The organism is Ehrlichia ruminantium str. Welgevonden (assembly GCF_000026005.1).
Taxonomy (GTDB): Bacteria; Pseudomonadota; Alphaproteobacteria; order Rickettsiales; family Anaplasmataceae; genus Ehrlichia; species Ehrlichia ruminantium.
In genome coordinates this window covers 728,113-749,266 of record NC_005295.2, presented here as the reverse complement: position 1 = coordinate 749,266, position 21,154 = coordinate 728,113, and the positions used below count along the sequence as shown (strand labels likewise).

Genomic DNA, 21,154 nt, shown 5'->3' with positions numbered 1-21,154 from the left:
AAACTTCGTGGAAATGCATAAAATAGCACTTATAGATTTTACAAAAAATAGTAATATAACAGAATATATCATAAATAATTTTAATGTTCCAATTATTATAGTGGAGCTAGATAATCTTGGTAATGGATTACAGGAAAATCATTTACTAAAGGTTATCAATGTAAATGATGATCTTTCTTGTCTTAAAGAAGTAAGTTGGATAATAAATATTAGTGATCAAAAAAAAAATACAGATTTTTTATATCATACATATAACAAAGTTACTCCTTATCTTAGTGATAATATTATTATCTCATCTAATTCAGTTTTTTTATTGGATGTTATAGAGAGTAAAATATTAAATAATATGTATTGTTATAATTTGGTAATTACAGATTTTTTTAATTATAATAATGTAATAAAATTGATACAATGTGCTCTTTATAAGAAAAAAGGTGAGGGTAAAGTAGTTGATGTACTATATAGTTTTAATTGTACTAATTTAATTGTATGTAATAATACTCCAGGACTCATATTAGATAGAATTATATCATTTCTATTAATGATTGTATTAATAGGAGCTTACGATTTTCAAATAAAGATAGAAGAAGCTGATTTTGTTATCAGTAATAATCATATTGGAATATCAAATGGTATGTTTAAATTATTAGATAAAATGGGTTTAGACAAATTTATTACCACTGTGCAATCTTTAGTTAATGTCTTGCCAAATGATGATCATTTAAGTCAATTATACAATATGATTCCTAAAGTAGTATTTCAAATGATTTCTGACGGTTATACTGGTTCTACAAGTAATATTGGTGGTTTTTATAGATCTTATGAGCTTTATAATGGATATAATAATCAGGTCATAGATTTATATACTGGCTTATACAGATCTATATCTTATATTAATCAAGAATTTAAAAGTATTGAGAGTTTATTTGATACTAATAATAAATATGGAAAATTTATGTATTATGTGTGGTCAAATACTTTAATATATATTGCTTCTTTAGTTCCAGAATTATCTTCTAATATATCAATTATAGATAAAGCAGTAAAATTAACATATGGATGGAAATATGGTCCATTTGAAATTATTGATATGTTAAACGATTGTAATCATAATAAATTTTGTTTTTTTAATTCTGCTATAGAATGTAACAATTTACCAAAAATTCTGTCATTAAAGAAAAAAATGTATAATAATCAAGGTCAATATCTTAATATATATGATGGGGGGTATGTATAAAATACTGCCATTAATAATTTTTTTATTATCATATATATTACATAATGTATATTATGGAAAATTAATCTTACATAACATCTCTATGTACACTTACACATTCTTGTAGCTTAGGGTTCATTAAATGGTAATTTGATATTTTTTTAGTACTACAGTAGATATTGCTAATTTGTGTATCGTACTCATCATAGCATGTAAAAATTACAAATTGTTTTTGTGGACCTACTGTTGTTTGTGTTAGTGTACATCTTGAAATTATATTAAGAAATATTTGCTTAGGAGTAATATCATTTCCTACTGTTTCCCAAATACTATTTTCTAAGGTAAGAATAGGATTTTCATTTTGATATTTAACAAAACAGTTAAACATATACTTTTTTAGTGTTGTAGACAGAAATTTTGTTGTATTACTTGTGGTTTTTCCTGTTATAATTAATATATCTTCATTATAAGAAGAACTAGAGATACGATAAAACTTGGTAAATATTGTTTTAAATAATTCAGGATCAAGAAGATGACGCGCTTCTGATGTTAATATACTCATGATCTTTCTATTACTTGTGATAAGTGTACCATCGTTATCACGTTCAAATAATGAAGCATTACATAAACAAAGTTTAGGGTCATCATATTTTTTATCAGGTTTAGCCCATATTACTACTATCCCTCCAAGACATGATGGTTCAGTAATATTAAGCATACTAGAAACTACTTGAATAGTAGTGGTAGTATTATTTTCCACATCTAGTGATTTAAAAGTAAGTGCACTTGGTAATTCTGTTTTAAGGTGAGATTTTCTAATTGTAAATTGTAACTTTTCTAGAGAACTTAACAGTATATCGTGAAATTCAAGTGTACCAACTTTTCCTCCACAAATATAATTTTTTAATACCAAAATTTTATCTTCTTCAGTATTATTAGAGAAATTTTCAAAATTATTATCAGAGAAGCATATAAATACTTCTTCACTAGTAAAATTAGAAAGACCACGTAATATAATAATCTCCTCATTAAAGTATTCACATTTACTAATACTACATCTATTAAAAATAGATCCATGTAATTCTATTTCACCAAAATTATAATCATTGCTAAAAACAACATTATTAGCAAGATTCATATTTTGTGGAATGAATTTACCACTATCATATTTGTAAGAAAAAGCATTAGATAAAAATGGTACTACTTCTCCATTTTTTGAATCTATTGTTGATAAAAGTACTAACTGCATAATTTTAAATAAACACACTAATACAATTATATATAATAATATTATAACTTACAATTAATATGTTTACTATTAAGTAAACTTATGATTGACAATGTGAACAAAAAAAAGTACTTCTGCTGTGTTGTTTGATCATTGAAATTTTATTGTTACATATATAACACAATAGCCCTGCTCTGTTATAAACTGAAAAATAATTTTGAAAATTGCCTTTAGTTCCTGTCGGAGATATATAATTTCTAATACTTGATCCACCATGTTTTATTGATAATAATAAAATGTTCTTGAGATTCTCTACAATTGTAGTACATTCTAATTGTGATATATTGGTTGTCAGTTTAGTTGGTAAAACCTTTGCCATAAACAGGGATTCTGTAGAATATATATTACCTATACCAGTGATGATTTTATTATTCATTAATAAAGATTTGATACTTGTTTTTCTATTGAAACTACTATAAAGATATTCAGTATTAAAATTGTCAGATAATGGATCAATGCCGAAATCCTTAAAAAATTCTAGGTATTGTTCATAAGTTAATAAAGTTAATGATCCAAATCTTCTAGGATCATTAAAAACTAGAATTTGATTGTCGTTAAAGAAAAATAATACATGATTGTGTTTCATAGTAATATAATCATGATTGCAAATCAGTGTTCCACTCATGCCTAAGTGTATTACTATATAATACTGATTGTTTAAAATAAAAATTATGTACTTTCCTTTTCTAAGGATTTTAGATATATAACAACCTTGCACAATATCAGCTAATTTTTCTGTGATTTGTGTTCTTAAATCGTATCTATTAATTTGTATTTTTAGTATAGTTTTTCCTACAATTTTAGTAGATAATATTTTACATACTACTTCAACTTCAGGTAGCTCTGGCATCTTTTAATTGTTTTTGTTTTTGTTTTCTGCGCAATAGATTAGCTTTTAATGCATTAGATAGAGATTTTTTTTTATCTAAGTTTTTTATTTTTTTTGACTTATCCATATAATATAAAATAGAATAATAATACCGCCGTTATAGTTTAATGGTAGAATATGTCATTGGTATTGACAAGAACTAAGTTCGATTCTTAGTAACGGCACAGGTAGTTAATATAATAAATTTTGTTAAAAGGATATTTATATAAGTTGTGCTCTTTTACTAATATAATGTATTAGTGCTTCCTTATTTCCAAATAATTGTAAAGTATTAGCAATAGATTTATTATCATTCAAGGTTTTTAATTTTAAAATATTTGCATAAATTTTAATTTATAGTATTACTAATTTAAGTATATTTAATTATTTATTAAGAAAAAAAATTGGAGGTTAAGAATGTGTATACTGTAAGGAATGTTCCAGAATCTATATTTGAAGATATTAGAAATGGAAAAGTAATAGGTATTGAGTGTGTAGCTGTTGGTTACAAGAGTGCGGAAAAATTAGTATTAAAGTATTTTGAGGGGAAAGATAAGGCAAGGTACGAAATACCTGATTCAGCAGAAATTTGTATAGTTACATTAATAGTCAAGTTATGTAATGACAAAGGATTATGTTATGTGTATGTAAGATTGCAGCAAAATGAAATATTAGGTTTTAAAAGAATATTTTATTTTCCAATATCCAAGCAAGGTGCAGGTGGATTAGATTTTAGAAGGCCTATTGAACAAGATGCTGATGTTATATCAGTTATTCCAATATTGAGTACGCAAAACTTACGCGTTGCTGAATTATCAATTCTTAATCAATTAGATAAAGAAGTATATATTAAAATAGTAGAAACACGTAAATTATGCTGTATACCATATAAGAGAAGAAGTCTAATTTTATGTTCTGAATTGATTAATAGATGCATATTAGAAGGAAAATCTAGAAGGTGTGTTTCAGAATCCTTAGAATCTTATGATGCCTTAATATCGAATGTTGAATGTATAGCTATTGGTAATATGCATGGTAAAAAAATGGTACTCAATTATATTGATGCTGGTAATAGAAAAAGTTATGAGGTACCTAATGCAGAAGTTTATATATTTGCATTACTTATGGAATTACGTACTGGTCAAGCATTAAGTTCTAGAGCAGAATTGTTGTATTTACGAATAAACAAAGAAGAAATGTATAACTTTTGTAATACATTATATTATCCAGTATTGATTAGAGGACATTTAGAATTAAAAGCTAAAATGCCTTTAACCCAGCATGGTGAAATTATATCAAGCTGTTACATGTCATCTATAAAAGATAAACATTTTCATGAGTTGTTAATATTGAAAGAATTAGGTGAAGAAGTATATATTGAAACAGTAGAAAACCGTAAATTGTGTTGTATATCATATACAAAGAAAAGGTTAATTTCATGTCAAGATGTAGTTCATAATTATTTATCGCAAAAAAATGAAAGTACCTTATATCAAAATTTGAAATTATCAAATGAAAGATTATATTCTGCGATAGAAGAAGATGAAGATATAAGTAGTATTCATTCAACAGATAATAAAGATGGTGAAGATTCTATATTTGAATCTAGTGAACACATATATGAGAGTATAGATAATGTGATAGTAACACATCCCATAGTTCATTATGTACAAAAAGAGTAAAATCAGTTATATATGATGGGATTTATATAATCTATCAACTATAGTATTTAGCGATTTTAAGAGAGGTACTTTAGTAATGTTTTATATTACTAATCATACAGACATTATATTTTTTAATATGGCTATTTTATTATGTCGAACTATTCTACTAATAATAAGTATTTGTTTTGAAAAAAAATATCTGAAAGCATAATATGGTATACAATTGTTATTTTGGTATTTCACGATAGATATTTAGCTTTACAAAATTGTTTTTATATTAAACAATGAAAAATTTTAAAATTTCTTTTTTTTATGCTTAATCATGTAGTTACTAGATTTGCACCATCACCTACTGGACATTTGCATTTAGGTGGTGCAAGAACTGCTCTGTTTAACTGGTTATATGCTAAACACAATAATGGTAAATTTTTATTACGAATTGAAGATACTGATAGTAAGAGGTCATCTAAGGAATTAATAGATTCAATTATTAATTCAATGATTTGGCTAAATATCCAGCATGATGGAGATATTATATTACAATCGAGCAGAATATCAAGACATATTGAAATTGCAAATCAATTGATATTGAATGATAAAGCATATTATTGCTATTGCTCTGAAGAAGAAATTAATTTGGAAAAAGAAGAATATACGAAAAAGGGATTACATTATAAACATAATTGTATATGGAAAAATAGAAATCCACCTATTGGTAATTGTAGTAAAGTAATTAGATTACATAGTGATACAGAAGGTATAACTGAGTTTAAAGATAAGGTTTATGGTACTATTGCAGTTAATAATGTACAACTTGATGATATGGTTTTATTGCGATCTAATAATACTCCAACATATCTTTTATCTGTTGTTGTTGATGATTATGATATGGGTATTACACATATTATTAGAGGAACAGACCACTTGACTAATACAGCACGTCAACTATTAATATATAATGCATTGGGTTGGAAACCTCCTGAATTTGCTCATATTCCATTAATACATGATGAAAACGGTAATAAATTATCTAAAAGGCATCATGCATTAGGTATACATGAATATAAGAATGCTGGAATATTACCAGAAGCTTTGTTAAACTACTTATTAAGGATGGGGTGGAGTCATGGTAATGATGAAGTTATTACTATAGATGAAGCCATACGTTGGTTTTCCATAGATAAAGTAGGACAATCTCCAGCAAGGTTAGATAGCAAAAAACTAGAATTTTTAAATAATCACTATATTAATGCAACTAATAATGCAACTATTATTGAGATGATAATTCCTATTATAGAGAAAACGATAGGATATAAAGTCAATACAGAGAAAATAGGCTATCTATTAAATGGAATTAATGAACTAAAAAAGAGAACAAAAAATTTAGTTAATTTAGCAAATGAGTCTCTATTTTATGTTGAAGATATTCCAATTTCTTTTGATCAAGAATCTCTTATAATTATCAAATCTAACCATGATATATTAAGCATTTTATATGATAATCTATCAAAAGTTTTAAATGATGACTGGAATAACAGTACATTAACTTCAATGATCAAAAATATTGTAAAAGATTACAATACAAAAATTCATAATATTTATCACTGTTTACGTGCATCTATTATCGGAAGAATAAATGCTCCAAGTATCATAGATATAATGGTTAATTTTCAGCGTGAAGAATGCTTAAATAGAATAAAATATGCAAGAGATATGGTAAAATAATACTTTATTTTAAGGATAAAAAATTATAAGATAACAAATAGTATTAGTGTATGCTTACTATATAACTAAATTTTTGTTTTTTCTATCAAAGTTAGTGCTGTTATAGTTATTGAGTTATAAGCTAATTACCAATTTTGCATTCCGTAAATAATATTACTATAGATTACATAAGATTAAAATTAATTCTTATTCAAAAAAATAAAATTTGTATTTTTAGGAGCTATTAGATCTGCATCACAAATGATATCATATGAAGTTATCTATTGGTCTAAATATAGTGACAGTACTATTAGCTACTGGATCCCTAAAACTAGGGGAAATAGTTATAGTACGACATAACATGCCTTATTGGATAGACTTATTATTACTACCAATGGCATTTATGTTTTTTATATCTGCTCTAGCAGAAACCAATAGGCATCCTTTTGATTTATCAGAAGCAGAATTGAACTATTATATTGTATACAGATATATATTGTTTGTAATAAACGAAAAGCTTTTTCATGAATTTGTAATGACACTAGATTATTTAGTGTTGTAGGTTTTATTCATGTAATAGTTTATTTATTAGTGTTTTCATGAAACTATGAAAATGGTTATTTGCCAGTTCAAAGATTTATATAATTCATAACAGCTAATTTATCACACAGTCTTTATATGTTGAAGGCAAGACTGACTTAGTTCTATTAGTAGAGTTTAGATTTTCTTTATTGAATAAATTATTCAGTATTGTAAACTTGCATTATAGCCTTTTATATATTACTTATAATTTACCAGAGACAGAATCTGAACTAGTATCTGGATATAATGTTGAGTATTCATCTATGCCATTTGCTTTATTTTTTTTAGGTGAATACGCAAACATGATTCTTATGAGCGCAATGGCAGTCATATTTTTTTTTGGAGGATGGTATCCTCCATTAAATGTTAGTTTTTTATATATCATTCTTGGAACTATTTAGGTATACATATATACAAAAATACACAGTATATTTTTTATATTTAAATAGTGTTAAATTTATAGCTGATAAAAAATACTATCTTATCACAAATAATATCATATGAAGTATCTATTGGTCTTACTATAGTGACAAGTACTATTAGCTAATTTTCTTTATAATAAACAGTATTATTTAAGGTATTTTTGGGTAGAGAATCAGTATATACTAAAATACCTGAGACTAATATTACCCAAAATAAAGATATAGGTAAAAATACTTTCCAACCTAACCTCATTAGTTGGTCATATCTATATCTAGGAATACTAGCACGAATCCATATAAAACAAAATAATAGTATTACTATTTTAAAGATGAACCATATAGTTCCAGGAATGATATATAAAAAACTAACATTTAATGGAGGATACCATCCTCCAAAAAAAAATATGACTGCCATTGCGCTCATAAGAATCATGTTTGCGTATTCACCTAAAAAAAATAAAGCAAATGGCATAGATGAATACTCAACATTATATCCAGATACTAGTTCAGATTCTGCTTCTGGTAAATCAAAAGGATGCCTATTGGTTTCTGCTAGAGCAGATATAAAAAACATAAATGCCATTGGCAGTAATAATAAGTCTATCCAATAAGGCATGTTATGTCGTGCTATAACTATTTCCCCTAGTTTTAGGGATCCAGTAGCTAATAGTACTGTCACTATAGTTAGACCAATAGATACTTCATATGATATCATTTGTGACGCAGATCTAATAGCTCCTAAAAAAGCATAATTAGAATTACTTGACCATCCAGCTATTATAATTCCATAAACACCAAGCGAAGAAATTGCAAGAATATACAATACTCCAATATTTATATTTGCGATAACATTTGGTACAATTAATTCTTGACCATTATCTACTATTATGTAAGATCCAAATGGAATAACTGCCCAACCTAATAGAGCTAGTGTAAATGTAATAACTGGAGCTATAAGAAAACATAGCTTATTTGCTTTAAATGGAATTATAGGTTCTTTAATAATAAGTTTTATAGCATCAGCAAAAGGCTGTAGCAAACCAAATGGACCAACAACACTAGGTCCTTGTCTTAATTGTATGGCTGCTATTACTTTACGTTCCATGTATACTAGGTAAGCAACAGATACCATAACAGAAATTATTACTATAATTATTTTTAAAAATAGCAGTACTCCACTACTAATATAATTATAAAAACTTAGAAAAATATTATAATTATGCATATTTACCTAATCTTTTCCTAAAAAAGCTTTTACACAATTTGCCATTATTACAGACGCACGACTGATTGGATCTGTCATATAAAAGTTAAAGTCTCTATTTATAAATGTTGAAGTTTCTTCTAATTTAACACCTAAATCAATTGAAATCCATTTACTTGGTATTAGATGACCAATATTTTCTTCTAAAAACTGTTCTCCTATTGTTGATAACTTATTTCTTACACAATCTATAGTATTGTACTGCATATCTACTTTTAAATATTTTGATAATTCTTGTATAATAACCCAGTCTTCTTTTGCCATACCAGGCGGAAAAACAGCTATATTAGTTCTTTGTACTCTACCTTCAGTATTAACATAGGTTGCACTTTTTTCTGTATATGCAGCACCAGGTAAGATTACATCTGCAATTTGTGCTCCCTTATCTCCATGATGTCCTTGATATATAATAAAAGAAGAATCCGAACGAGATATATCAAGTTCATCTGCTCCAAGAAGGTATAAAACTTCTATTTCTCCAGATTTAACACCATTAATTATATCTAATACGATATTTTTTTTATTATAACTAGGTACAAAACCTACATCTAAAGCACCTACTCTGGCTGCAGCTTTGTGTAGTACATTAAATCCGTTCCAATCATGTCTTAACATACCAAATTTTTCTGCAATTTTAATAGCTAATGTAAATACAGTATAACCATAATTATCTATTAAAGCATCCTGCCCTAAAATTAACATAGGGTTTTTTGCAGATTTCAATAATTGAGAGAAATCTGTATTTTCATCTAATATATCTTGTAAAACTGAGCAGTAATTTCCTAAGTTTTCTACTCTATAGTTAAAATTGTCATATGTACCTATACTGGCAATATGAATATTACCTTGTAAATAGCGTTTCCTTAATCTTGCATTAATAATAGGTGCTTCAAGCCTAATATTCGTATTAATTAATAAACACAGATCAGCTTTATGAATGTTAGATATACCAGTGTTAAACAAGTATAATGGCCTGTAATTATTAGGTAATATTGAGCCATCTTGTCTGCATTCTAAATTATCACTTTTTAACTTATGCATAAGTTCTTTTAGTAAAAACATCGACTCACAGTCTGCTAGATCTCCAGCAATTGCTGCAATCTTATTACCTGGAGTATTAGTAATTTTTTGTGATATTGTACTAAATGCTTCTTCCCATGTTACTGGGAATAGTTGTCCATTTTTTCTAATATATGGCCTGTCTAATCTTTGTAACTTTAATCCATCGTATGAAAAACGTGTTTTATCAGATATCCATTCTTCATTAATTTCTTCATTAACCCTAGGTAATATTCTCATTACTTCTAAGCCACGAGTATCTACTCTTATATTGCTACATACAGCATCTAAAATATCTATTGTTTCACAATGACGTAATTCCCATGATCTAGCCTTAAATGCGTATGGCTTTGAAGTTAAGGCTCCAACTGGACAAAGATCTATAATATTACCCGATAATTCTGAACTAATATGATTAGAAATATAAGTATCTATCTCCATTTTTTCACCACGACCTAAAGTACCTAATTCGTAGCTTCCAGCAACATCGGATAAGAATCTAATACACCTAGTACAGTGTATACATCTTGTCATTGCATTTTCAATTAATGGCCCAAAATTCTTTTTCTTTACAGCTCGTTTTTTTTCTTTATACCTACTTTTCCCCCTACCATATAACATAGTTTGATCTTGTAAGTCACATTCTCCACCTTGATCACAAATTGGACAATCCAAAGGATGATTAATTAATAAGAACTCTAATATTCCTTCTCTAGCTTTTTTTATTTTATCAGTGTTAGTTTTTACTACCATGCCTTCTGCTACGGGAATTGCACAAGAAGCTGCAGGTTTAGGTGGTCCACCAGAAATTTCCACTAGACACATTCTGCAATTACCTGCTATAGCAAGTCTCTCATGATAGCAAAACCTTGGTATTTGTATACCAGCAAGCTCACAAGCTTGTAATACAGTTATACCATCTTCAACTTCTATTTCTAAAGAATCTATAACTAGTTTAACCACACATTATCCTTATATACTAGCCCACTCTATTGGATTACCTAAACTATCCTTTACCAAATCACCATTATCATACTGTCCAGCAATAAAAATTTTTCCTAGTTCTCTATTAATGTACTTAACTGGTTTTATAGTTTTTCCAGCATACATCTTCTGAGTACTACCTTTCTTACGTTGTAATGGATTATTTTTACTTGCTGTTTTTGCAACTTTTGCTCCTTTTTTAGCCATAATATCCTCTCTACACACGCTATGCAAGCATAACATATTTTATCATTTTAGTATTTTACGTCAATAAATTACATATTAAATCTTTGATGCAATATTATACTTTTAACGTAAATTTTCTTTTTACTATAATATAAATACTAACATATCATAAAGGTACAAAATATCTTATGCATCAATATTCTGTACATTTAAAGCATTATTATTGATAAAATCACGCCTTGGTTCAACAAAATCACCCATTAATATTGAAAATATCGAATCGGCAGCTTCACAATCAGATATTTTAATTTTTAGTAAAGTCCTAGTATCAGGGTTCAATGTAGTATCCCATAATTGATCTGCATTCATCTCACCCAAACCTTTAAATCTTTGTAAAGTCATGTCCTTTTTGCCAAATTCTATTATGTTATCTACTAAAGAAGTAGGTGAATCTATCTTAACATTATTATCTTTTGTAGATAAAATAGGTATATCACTAAAAGCTTCTTCAATATTATTACACATATTAATAACACGTTGAATATCTTCAGAATTCATAATTTTGTTATCAAGATAATATTTATCAACTAATCCATGAGATAATCTAAAAATAGTTATATTATCTTTTTCAGGTATTTCGACACTCCATTCATAATCACAGAAAATCTTATTTAAGTGATTAGATACTTCATCTGCAGAATTAAAGTTATGCTTTTTGAAGAAAATTATAAGTGATTCTAAAACATTTTGAGGAATTATTCTGTTATAACTCTTTGTTATTTTACTAATTTCCATACATTGATGTAATATCTTAGATAAGCTATCTCCTACATAATCCTTATCAGCAATAAATGTTACGTTTCTTACTGCATTATTAATAATATAATTATACAACATTTCATCATTTTTGATATATAGTTCTTTTTTATTTTGTGTGACTTTATAAAGAGGAGGTTGGGCAATATATAAATACCCCTTTTCTATGATTTCACGCATATAACGGAAGAAAAATGTTAATAACAAGGTTCTAATGTGCGATCCATCAACATCTGCATCAGTCATAATAATAACTTTATGATAACGTACTTTTTCTATATCAAAATTTTCAACCCCAATATTACTACCTACTGCTGTGATTAATGATGCTATTTCTGAAGATGATAATATGCGATCCAAACTTGCACGTTCTACATTTAATATTTTTCCTTTTAAAGATAGTACAGCTTGAGAACGTCTATCACGTCCTTGTTTTGCCGAACCACCTGCTGAATTACCCTCTACAATAAATAATTCAGATAATTCTGGAGATTTTTCCTGACAATCTGCTAACTTTCCAGGTAAGATAGTAAAATCAAAACCATTTTTATTTTTTATAATATCTCTTGCTTTGCGAGCAGCTTCCCTACCCTTAGCTGATCTAATTATACGTTCTATAACACTACTCGCTAACTTAGGATTAGTTTCAAAAATATTTGTAAGCTTTTCATAAACTATATTTTCTACAGCTGTTCTAGCTTCAGAACTTACCAGTTTATCCTTAGTCTGAGATGAAAATTTAGGATCTGGTAGTTTTATCGATAGTACACAAGTTAGCCCTTCTCTTACATCTTCTCCCAAAATACTAACTTTAGCTTTTTTTAAAAAGCCTTCATTAGTAGCATAGTTATTAATACAACGTGTCATAGCAGATCTAAAACCTGCAAGGTGGGTACCACCATCTCTTTGTCTTATATTATTTGTAAAACATAGCATATTCTCATAGTATGAATCATTCCAATGCATTGATAGCTCAACATTAATTCCACTTTCAGGTATATTACCTTCTATGTGAATAACCTTAGTTACAGGATTTTTATTACGGTCAAGATACTTAACAAAACCAGAAGTTCCTCTGTCTTCTATAGCAGAGGTTTTAATATGACCTTTTATTCCAAAAGATGAATCTGAGATTTGATTATCCCTCAAATCTTTTAAGTTGATATTAATATTAGAATTAAGAAATGATAGTTCTCTTATACGGTTTTCTAGTGTTGAATAATTAAAACTGATGAATGAAAAAATGTCTTTTGATGGTAGAAAAGTAATTTTAGTTCCTTTCTTTGTTGTATTTTCAGCTACTACGCTTAAAGGTGTAACTGTTATTCCATCTTCAAAACGCATAAAATATTCTTTACCATTGCGCCATATAGTTAATTCTAACCAACTTGAAAGTGCATTTACGACTGATACTCCTACACCATGAAGCCCACCAGAAACTTTATAAGAGCTATGATCAAACTTACCACCAGCGTGTAACTGTGTCATAATCACTTCTGCTGCAGGTATTCCTTCATCCTCATGTATATCTACAGGTATACCTCTACCATTATCTATTACAGATACTGATCCATCATTTTGAATGATAATATCTATTTTATTACAGAAACCAGCTAGTGCCTCATCTATAGAATTATCAATAACTTCATATACCATATGATGTAAGCCTGACCCATCGTCAGTATCACCTATATACATTCCTGGTCTTTTTCTTACTGCATCTAGCCCTTTTAAAACAGTAATTGAGCTTGCATTATAATCATTCATAGCAATATTTACTTAATTAAGTAAACAACATTATACCTGTAGAAAAATTTAGATAAAGTAAAAAAACTCTTAAGTACTACCAATTTGTAATGTATATATGTTCATATGTGCAATTTGTTAAGAAGTATTTTGTTAACCTTATAGTATTGATATATTCCAAAAATGTATTGACTATTAATAATATGATTCCATAGGATATTGTAATAATCTAGTGAAAAAAATTATAGTATTTTACAATTAACTTACTTTTATCAATTGATAAAACTATTTTTATTTTCATCCATCACTTTAATCATGTAATACTAGATGTTATAAAAAATCAAGATTTATGATATATTTCTATTAAATAAATAGGTTAAATAATGAATATGTTATTAGAAATAAATGATCTAAATTCTTATGATATAGAATTCATTTTTGACACTGCAATACAACATTTTAATAACAGCAATGTTAGTAACAATTCCTTATATGGAAAAACAATTGTTAATTTATTTTTTGAAAGTTCAACCCGTACTTTATCTTCTTTTGAAATTTCTGCAAAGTCTTTAGGAGCACATACTGTTACTATAAATGTAAGTACATCATCTATGAATAAAGGAGAAAGCATTATAGATACTGTGTTAAATATAAATGCAATGAATCCTGATCTAATTATTATCAGGTCACAATACAGTCAATTTATAAAAGAAATATCAAAATATTTACCAAATTGTCATATTATCAATGCAGGAGATGGACACCATGAACACCCAACACAAGCATTAATAGATTATTGTACTATACGTTATATTAAAGGAAAAATTCATAATTTAAATATATCTATATGTGGTGATATATTACATAGTAGAGTTGCAAGATCAAACATCAGATTATTATCAAGATACGGGGCTAATATATCTATAGTTGCTCCACCAACATTAATTTGTAATTTGAAAGGAGTATCGCATATACATCACAACTTTGTTGAAGGAATTAGTGATTCAGATGTTATTATGCTATTAAGGCTACAAAAAGAACGTATGACTAATTTTACTATTTCTTCAGAAGAGGAATATGCATATCTTTATATGTTAAATTATGAAAACCTTTCTTATGCAAGGTCAGATGTGATAGTTATGCATCCAGGACCTACAAATAAGGGTGTAGAAATATCTCATTATGTAGCAGAAAAAAAATCTATAATTCTACTGCAAGTAAAAATGGGTGTAGCAGTACGAAAAGCAATATTAGAGTACTTACTGTGTCATAAATTAGTTAAAGACATGGGTAATATTACATAAATAGGTTGTTAAAGCTTTAATTATAAGAAATTTATGACGGTATACACGTAATATAACATACTGCTTTTATCATATTTTCAACGTTTAAAGGAGTATGTACTAACCATGCTCTATTACGGTTTACTGTTAAAGGTGAATACATTCTACACTTGGTAAAGAATTTTTATTATAAACAAATATATATTCTATAATACTTCCATTTATATATACTAACTAGCGTTATATTTTCTATAAATTATATGTCAGTATATGTTAGTCTATTAATTTCTCTTTTAGGATCTTATTTATTTAATGATAGAACTCGTAATTCTCCAATTCTAAGAACTTATAAAAAATGTTAACAACAAAATAATATACTGATAATTTACTATAATATGACTTATTATTAATATAATAAATGTCATATATGTACTAAAAAATATTGTAATATTTATTAAAAAAAATTACCATATAAAAAAGTGGGTATTGCAGTATAAGAATTAATACTACAGTATTTAGTGTGCAATAATTAAGAAAAAACATCAAATAATGCGATATAAAATTGTTATAGAGTATGATGGCTCAGATTTTATTGGATGGCAGAAACAAAATCATAATTCTAATTCTATTCAAGAAATACTAGAAAAAGCTATATTTAAATTTTCCAAACAGCATGTTATAGTATATGGAGCAGGCAGAACAGATGCAGGTGTACATGCATTAGGCCAAGTAGCACATTTTGATTTAACAACAGATTTTGAAACATATATTGTCAGAAACGCAATAAATTACCATTTGATATCTCATGCTATTGCTGTAGTGCATGTAGAAAAAACAGATACTGATTTTCATGCAAGATTTTCAGCAAAAAGACGATATTACTTATATAAAATAGTAAATCGTTATTCACCTTTAACAATAGACCGTAATAGAGCATGGTTAGTACATACTCCTTTAAACGTTGAAAATATGATAAAAGCAGTATGTTATATTAAAGGAAATCATAATTTTTCTAGTTTTCGTGCTAAATGTTGTCAATCTAAAAGTCCTATAAAAACAGTAGATAATTTAAGTATTACATATAATCATCCTTATATTGATATTAATATATCTGCTATATCTTTTTTACATCATCAGGTTCGCATTATTGTTGGAACATTAGTAGAATGTGGAAAAGGTTACTTTCCACCAGAGCATATTAAAACTATCATGGAAGCGAATAATAGATCTTATGCTGGCACAACAGCTCCATCTTATGGATTATATTTTGTAAAAGTAGATTACTCTTAAATACAAAAATATACAGTTTAATTGTATGTAAAATTGCTAAGGCTATTATGATTTTTCTCCATTTTTTATAATAACCTTATAAGAAACATGCTAAAGTATGTAACAATATTAAATATTTTTTACTTTAATTATTTCATACAATGAATCGAATTTGTTGTTGTTAGCATATGTATATCATATGCAACAATATATCAAAGAATAATCATTGTTTATGACAGTCAAAATCACAAGAAATAATATTGTTAATTATGTGTATTAAGCAGAGTTATAATAATTTTTCTCTTATATTTTGGCATAAAATTATTGATATGTGTTACAAATGATATTGTATATATTGCATTAATATCGTAATAATTGATTTGTTTAAACTAAATAAAACTGTAACTCATATTAATTATATGTTCTTTAATTAAAAAATTAAAGTAATGCTAAATTATTTCTAAATATAGTTTGATACAGTCAAAATTCTTATTGTAACATATAGTAGTAATCTTACTAAATATCAATGAGTCTTATTAATAAATTGATTATTTCATATTTTATAATTATTTTTGATTTATCATAAAATTATATGTGTACAATAGTTATATAACCTAAATTCGTATTAAGTTGATTATATAAGTAATATTATTTACTATTCAATATACGACCTAACTTAGATATTATAAGATAAAATGTTTTTAATACCTATTTAAGATAAGATAATAAATACATTATTTAAGATACTAAAAGTAAAATTTTATCAATATTATATTAATTCTTATTAGATCAGTGATTCTTTATATACTTATTGTGAACTTAAAAAGTTATACTAATTAATATTCTAATTAACAAAATGTAATATAATTCATTACCACATTATTCGAAAAAATAATCAGGTACACAGTAAACATTAATTGGTTATTTTTTTATTATTTAGTACTATTTCATAAAAAAATAATTTTTACTTACTCCATAATATTTACTAAAATTTTATATTTATAATAATATTATTAATATATAGTAAGTTTTTATATTGATATTCACATATTATACAAACTAATTGTAATTTAGAATATCTGCGTGGTACACTTAATTAACATTTCTAGTTTTGGTATATATTTGTGAAATTTCAATTATTGTCATAGTAGTAAAGCCATCTAAGATTTTTTGCCTAATAAACCTAGCCATTATATTTACTATACTGCAAAAATGAGTTCGCAATTCACATAAGATATAGCATACATATAACTGTATATAAATCTTAATACTAAGAATAATACAGTCAATTTTGATGTAATATTAATTAAGTAACCCACGTCCAAAGCGACGTAATGGACTATCATTAATACCAGTAATTTGCGTATCTTTTTTAAGTAATTGCATTACCTGGGTTCTATTTATTTTGAGATTTTTAATCTCTACTACTTTTTTATTTTGAGGATCGAATGTTAACTTTAACATTGAAGATTCATACTCCTTTGTTGAAAAGAAGCGTTTTTTATACACACTATAAGAAACATAATACCATATATTATCTTCAATAATACATGGAATACCTATTAATTGGGTAACTTGGCTATCGGAATCACCTACTTTAATCTTATCCCATAAACTCATTTCTGAAGCAGGATAACCATGATACATATTTATAAGTGTACATCCGCTACCTAATAAAAGTAAAATTATGAAAAAAATTCTGACTATCATAGTGTCTCAAAAATAACCATTTTACAAGCTACCATAAATTAAATTATAGGTCAATGCTAATATAGAATATAGTTAGTAATGTTATTTCTTAGCAAATATGAATATATTAACAGAGCTATCGTAAATAAAATTTATACTTTTAATATTCGATAATACATGATCACATAACGATATTTTTTATCCATTATGCTTTAAAAAAAGGCTATGTAACTTTATTGAATTATATTTTATAAGTAACAATACTTTATTTACTAATGTATTACCATAATACTAAAAAAGTACCAATATAACCTATTATAAAGTAGTATATAAAGCTATAAGTATCATTTTTAGAAAATTATATATTATTAATTACCTTTGCATTAAAAATTGAACTTAATTTTTGTCAATACGAATAACATATTTTTTATAGGATAATATATAATATTTATTATTTCATCAATCTAAAACTGATAATATAGCTATATATTGATTATTAATATAAGCAATTTACTAGATAAAACTTATTGTTTTATCTTTCTATCATACAATAACTTACTGGTTATAGAGTATAGCTTGTAGAATGGTTATTTTTGAGACACTATGATAGTCAGAATTTTTTTCATAATTTTACTTTTATTAGGTAGCGGATGTACGCTTATAAATATGTATCATGGTTATCCTACTTAAGAAGAGTTACCCTTCTTGAAGGTATAATTTCTGATGTTATTAAAAATAATATTGCTTTTATAATATAAAAATTTCTATTTAGTGAGACTATTATTAAAAATCCCAAAACTTGTATATATGCATCTTTTTATTAACTACTACATAAAAAATTAAGCAAAAATTTAAATAATATATAATAATTAATTATTGTCTCTGTAATGCTTGATTAATTAATTCTATAGTATTATCTATTCCATATAATTTTATAAAAGACCCAAGTCTAGGACCATGATTCTGACCTAATAAAATCTCATAAAGACGTTTAAACCAAGACCTTAAATCGTTAAAGAAATATTTTTTACCTAAAGAGAATATATTATTTTGTATTTCTTCGGCTGTTATATTATCTGGAAATTCACTAAGTATACTTTTTAATTCATCTAATATAATTTTTTCATCGTCATCTGGAATTTTATAAATTTTATTAGGCTTAACAAAATCATGATAGTATTTTACAGAAAAATCTATTAATTGAGACAAGATCCTATCACTTAACACAGAATCATCACATTTATATTTTTTAATAAATCCCCATAATACTTCACTCTTTTCAGCATTACACACTGATGCTAAGTTCAATAACAGAGAGAAACTCAGACCAGCAGTATTAATTATTGGTACATCCCCATTATGAATGTGCCATACAGGATTATCACAACTATGGTTTTTGTGATAATCCTCTACTAAATCAAGGTAATCATCCATAGAACGTGGGATTACATCAAAATATAGTTTTTTTGCTTTTTTGGGGTTTTGCAATATATACAATGCTAAACTTTCAGATGGAGCATAAGATAGCCAATCCTCTATTGAAATGCCATTACCTTTAGACTTAGAAATTTTTTTACCATCTTTATCAAGAAATAATTCATAACAAAATAAAACTGGAGGTTCACTACCTAAAATTTCACATATTTTGCTAGAAATATCAGCAGATGGCTGTAAATCTTTACCATATGCTTCATATTTTATATTAAGTGCAGACCATCTCATTCCCCAATCTGGTTTCCATTGCAATTTACATTTCCCACCTGTTACAGGAGTTTCAACAATCTTACCATCGTTATCTTTATAAGAAATTGTACCTGTATCAGTATTGATATCAATAATAGGTACTTGTAATACTTTTGATGTTTTATGACATATTGGCAAGAATGGACTATAAGTTTTTTGTCGTTCACTTCCTAAAGTAGGAAGCATGATATTCATAACCTTATCATAATTTTTTAATAGAAGAAGAAGCTTCTCATCATATATACCACTATGATAGCATTCTGTTGCACTTTTAAACTCATACTGAAAATTAAATAGATCAAGAAATTTACATAATAGCATGTTCATATGTTTTCCATAGCTACTATGAGTACAGAATGGATCAGGGATCATAGTTAAAGGCTTTTCTAGGTGATGACTTAGCATATCTTGATTTGGAACATTATCTGGAATTTTACGTAACCCATCCATATCGTCTGATATTACTACTATTTTCGTTACAATATGAGGACATATCTTTTTTAGTGCATTCATTATTGCTGTAGTACGTAATACTTCTCCAAAAGTACCAATATGAGGAAGACCTGATGGTCCATATCCTGTTTCAAAAATAATCTCCTGATTTTCTCCAAATCTCTTTAATATTTTTTCTGCTTCGTGAAACGGCCAAAATTTATATTGTTCCATCATAATGATACATAATTTTATAACTTATAAAGCTCATATCTATAACATAAAACACCTAAAGTAGCAAAATATATAAGCATGGCAATTTACTATGAAACCATTATAGAAAATAAAATATATGCTAGGTGTTTTTTATCATATTAATTTGATAATCCTATAATAGTTTTCATTTAATTAATTAAAGTAATATACTAAGTATTACATATAACATATTTGTTTATAGTAGATATTTTCTGTATTATGAGCATAATAAAATTATAGATAAGAAATTATCTTATGAATTGATAAAAGTAAAATTAGTATAGATATGCATTTTATTAAAATAATATCTAAGCAAGGCAAGTTCAAAAAAGTTTGTTAACTTCAGTAGAATACTATATATATTACCACGATACAGCAATATTATCTTACATATACTAGATAATATTATATATACCTTCCAGAGTGTTTTACACACTATATTTTGTCAAATTAAAAAGCAGTATTAAATGATTATCTACATGTATTGCAGTAGTAAACTATTTTAAAAGGTACTATGTTGAAAAAAAATATGTATTTGTATTACTTAACACTATAAATCAATTAAACCCAATACTGCAATTCATAGTATATCAATTAGTAATGATGACAGTTATCAAAATAATTAGGTAATTGTTATAAGTAATTAGACAATGACATATACCATATTAATTTAATTCCAGAATC

General features: G+C 26.5%; 14 protein-coding genes, 1 tRNA gene and 3 pseudogenes. 8 read left to right on the top strand and 10 right to left on the bottom strand.

Annotated elements, in window-relative coordinates:
- Window positions 1-13: 13 nt before the first annotated feature.
- A complete protein-coding gene (locus tag ERUM_RS02390; protein ID WP_231837250.1) occupies window positions 14-1,237 on the top strand; it encodes a 3-hydroxyacyl-CoA dehydrogenase in 1,224 nt (407 codons plus the stop codon).
- 67 nt (window positions 1,238-1,304) lie between these two features.
- Here the strand turns inward: ERUM_RS02390 and ERUM_RS02385 are convergent, their stop codons facing one another.
- From ERUM_RS02385 to ERUM_RS05185, 3 genes are all read right to left on the bottom strand, one after another.
- The gene (locus tag ERUM_RS02385) at window positions 1,305-2,465 is read right to left on the bottom strand and encodes a hypothetical protein (protein WP_231837249.1); all 1,161 of its coding nucleotides are present in this window, start codon (window positions 2,463-2,465) and stop codon (window positions 1,305-1,307) included.
- Window positions 2,466-2,544: 79 nt separating this feature from the next.
- Entirely contained in the window at window positions 2,545-3,354 is an 810-nt protein-coding gene (gene mutM / locus ERUM_RS02380) for a bifunctional DNA-formamidopyrimidine glycosylase/DNA-(apurinic or apyrimidinic site) lyase (protein ID WP_011155115.1), read from the bottom strand.
- Window positions 3,338-3,460, bottom strand: a complete 123-nt coding sequence (locus ERUM_RS05185; RefSeq protein ID WP_257616662.1) for a hypothetical protein — start codon at window positions 3,458-3,460, stop codon at window positions 3,338-3,340. The genes mutM and ERUM_RS05185 overlap by 17 nt, the downstream gene beginning before the upstream one ends.
- Before the next feature lie 26 nt (window positions 3,461-3,486).
- Here ERUM_RS05185 and ERUM_RS02375 point away from each other — a divergent pair.
- The 5 genes and pseudogenes from ERUM_RS02375 to ERUM_RS05005 form a co-directional block, all read left to right on the top strand.
- Window positions 3,487-3,557, top strand: a tRNA-Thr gene (locus tag ERUM_RS02375).
- Between the two features lie 234 nt (window positions 3,558-3,791).
- Window positions 3,792-5,054, top strand: coding sequence for a hypothetical protein (locus ERUM_RS02370; RefSeq protein WP_231837248.1), 1,263 nt, complete (start codon window positions 3,792-3,794; stop codon window positions 5,052-5,054).
- A gap of 294 nt (window positions 5,055-5,348) precedes the next feature.
- Window positions 5,349-6,761, top strand: a complete 1,413-nt coding sequence (gene gltX / locus ERUM_RS02365; RefSeq protein WP_011155113.1) for a glutamate--tRNA ligase — start codon at window positions 5,349-5,351, stop codon at window positions 6,759-6,761.
- A 204-nt stretch (window positions 6,762-6,965) separates the two neighbouring features.
- A pseudogene (locus tag ERUM_RS02360) lies at window positions 6,966-7,206 on the top strand (NADH-quinone oxidoreductase subunit H); the annotation flags it as partial.
- 322 nt (window positions 7,207-7,528) lie between these two features.
- Window positions 7,529-7,720, top strand: a pseudogene (locus ERUM_RS05005) (NADH-quinone oxidoreductase subunit H); the annotation flags it as partial.
- Window positions 7,721-7,865: 145 nt separating this feature from the next.
- On the opposite strand, the gene nuoH reads toward ERUM_RS05005, so the two are convergent.
- The 4 genes from nuoH to gyrB all read right to left on the bottom strand — a co-directional run bounded on the left by nuoH (window position 7,866) and on the right by gyrB (window position 13,820).
- Entirely contained in the window at window positions 7,866-8,969 is a 1,104-nt protein-coding gene (gene nuoH, locus ERUM_RS02350) for an NADH-quinone oxidoreductase subunit NuoH (RefSeq protein WP_011155112.1), read from the bottom strand.
- Window positions 8,970-8,975: 6 nt separating this feature from the next.
- Window positions 8,976-11,030, bottom strand: coding sequence for an NADH-quinone oxidoreductase subunit NuoG (gene nuoG / locus ERUM_RS02345; protein ID WP_011155111.1), 2,055 nt, complete (start codon window positions 11,028-11,030; stop codon window positions 8,976-8,978).
- Between the two features lie 9 nt (window positions 11,031-11,039).
- Window positions 11,040-11,258 carry a hypothetical protein gene (locus ERUM_RS02340; protein ID WP_044148645.1) on the bottom strand — a complete coding sequence of 73 codons (219 nt, stop codon included), beginning with the start codon at window positions 11,256-11,258 and terminating at the stop codon, window positions 11,040-11,042.
- A gap of 165 nt (window positions 11,259-11,423) precedes the next feature.
- The gene (gyrB, locus tag ERUM_RS02335; RefSeq protein ID WP_011155109.1) at window positions 11,424-13,820 is read right to left on the bottom strand and encodes a DNA topoisomerase (ATP-hydrolyzing) subunit B; all 2,397 of its coding nucleotides are present in this window, start codon (window positions 13,818-13,820) and stop codon (window positions 11,424-11,426) included.
- 362 nt (window positions 13,821-14,182) lie between these two features.
- Here gyrB and ERUM_RS02330 point away from each other — a divergent pair, with 362 nt between their 5' ends.
- Window positions 14,183-15,103: an aspartate carbamoyltransferase catalytic subunit gene (locus tag ERUM_RS02330; RefSeq protein WP_011155108.1), complete on the top strand. Its 921-nt coding sequence runs from the start codon at window positions 14,183-14,185 to the stop codon at window positions 15,101-15,103.
- Window positions 15,104-15,152: 49 nt separating this feature from the next.
- On the opposite strand, the pseudogene ERUM_RS05075 reads toward ERUM_RS02330, so the two are convergent.
- Window positions 15,153-15,242, bottom strand: a pseudogene (locus ERUM_RS05075) (tRNA pseudouridine(38-40) synthase TruA); the annotation flags it as partial.
- Window positions 15,243-15,631: 389 nt separating this feature from the next.
- Between ERUM_RS05075 and truA the strand changes: the two are divergent.
- A complete protein-coding gene (gene truA, locus ERUM_RS02325; RefSeq protein WP_011155107.1) occupies window positions 15,632-16,372 on the top strand; it encodes a tRNA pseudouridine(38-40) synthase TruA in 741 nt (246 codons plus the stop codon).
- A 1,281-nt stretch (window positions 16,373-17,653) separates the two neighbouring features.
- On the opposite strand, the gene ERUM_RS02320 is transcribed toward truA, so the two are convergent.
- Together ERUM_RS02320 and ERUM_RS02315 are read right to left on the bottom strand one after the other, a co-directional pair.
- Window positions 17,654-18,061 carry an outer membrane protein assembly factor BamE gene (locus tag ERUM_RS02320; protein ID WP_011155106.1) on the bottom strand — a complete coding sequence of 136 codons (408 nt, stop codon included), beginning with the start codon at window positions 18,059-18,061 and terminating at the stop codon, window positions 17,654-17,656.
- Window positions 18,062-18,913: 852 nt separating this feature from the next.
- A complete protein-coding gene (locus tag ERUM_RS02315; RefSeq protein WP_011155105.1) occupies window positions 18,914-20,452 on the bottom strand; it encodes a lysine--tRNA ligase in 1,539 nt (512 codons plus the stop codon).
- Window positions 20,453-21,154 lie beyond the last annotated feature (702 nt).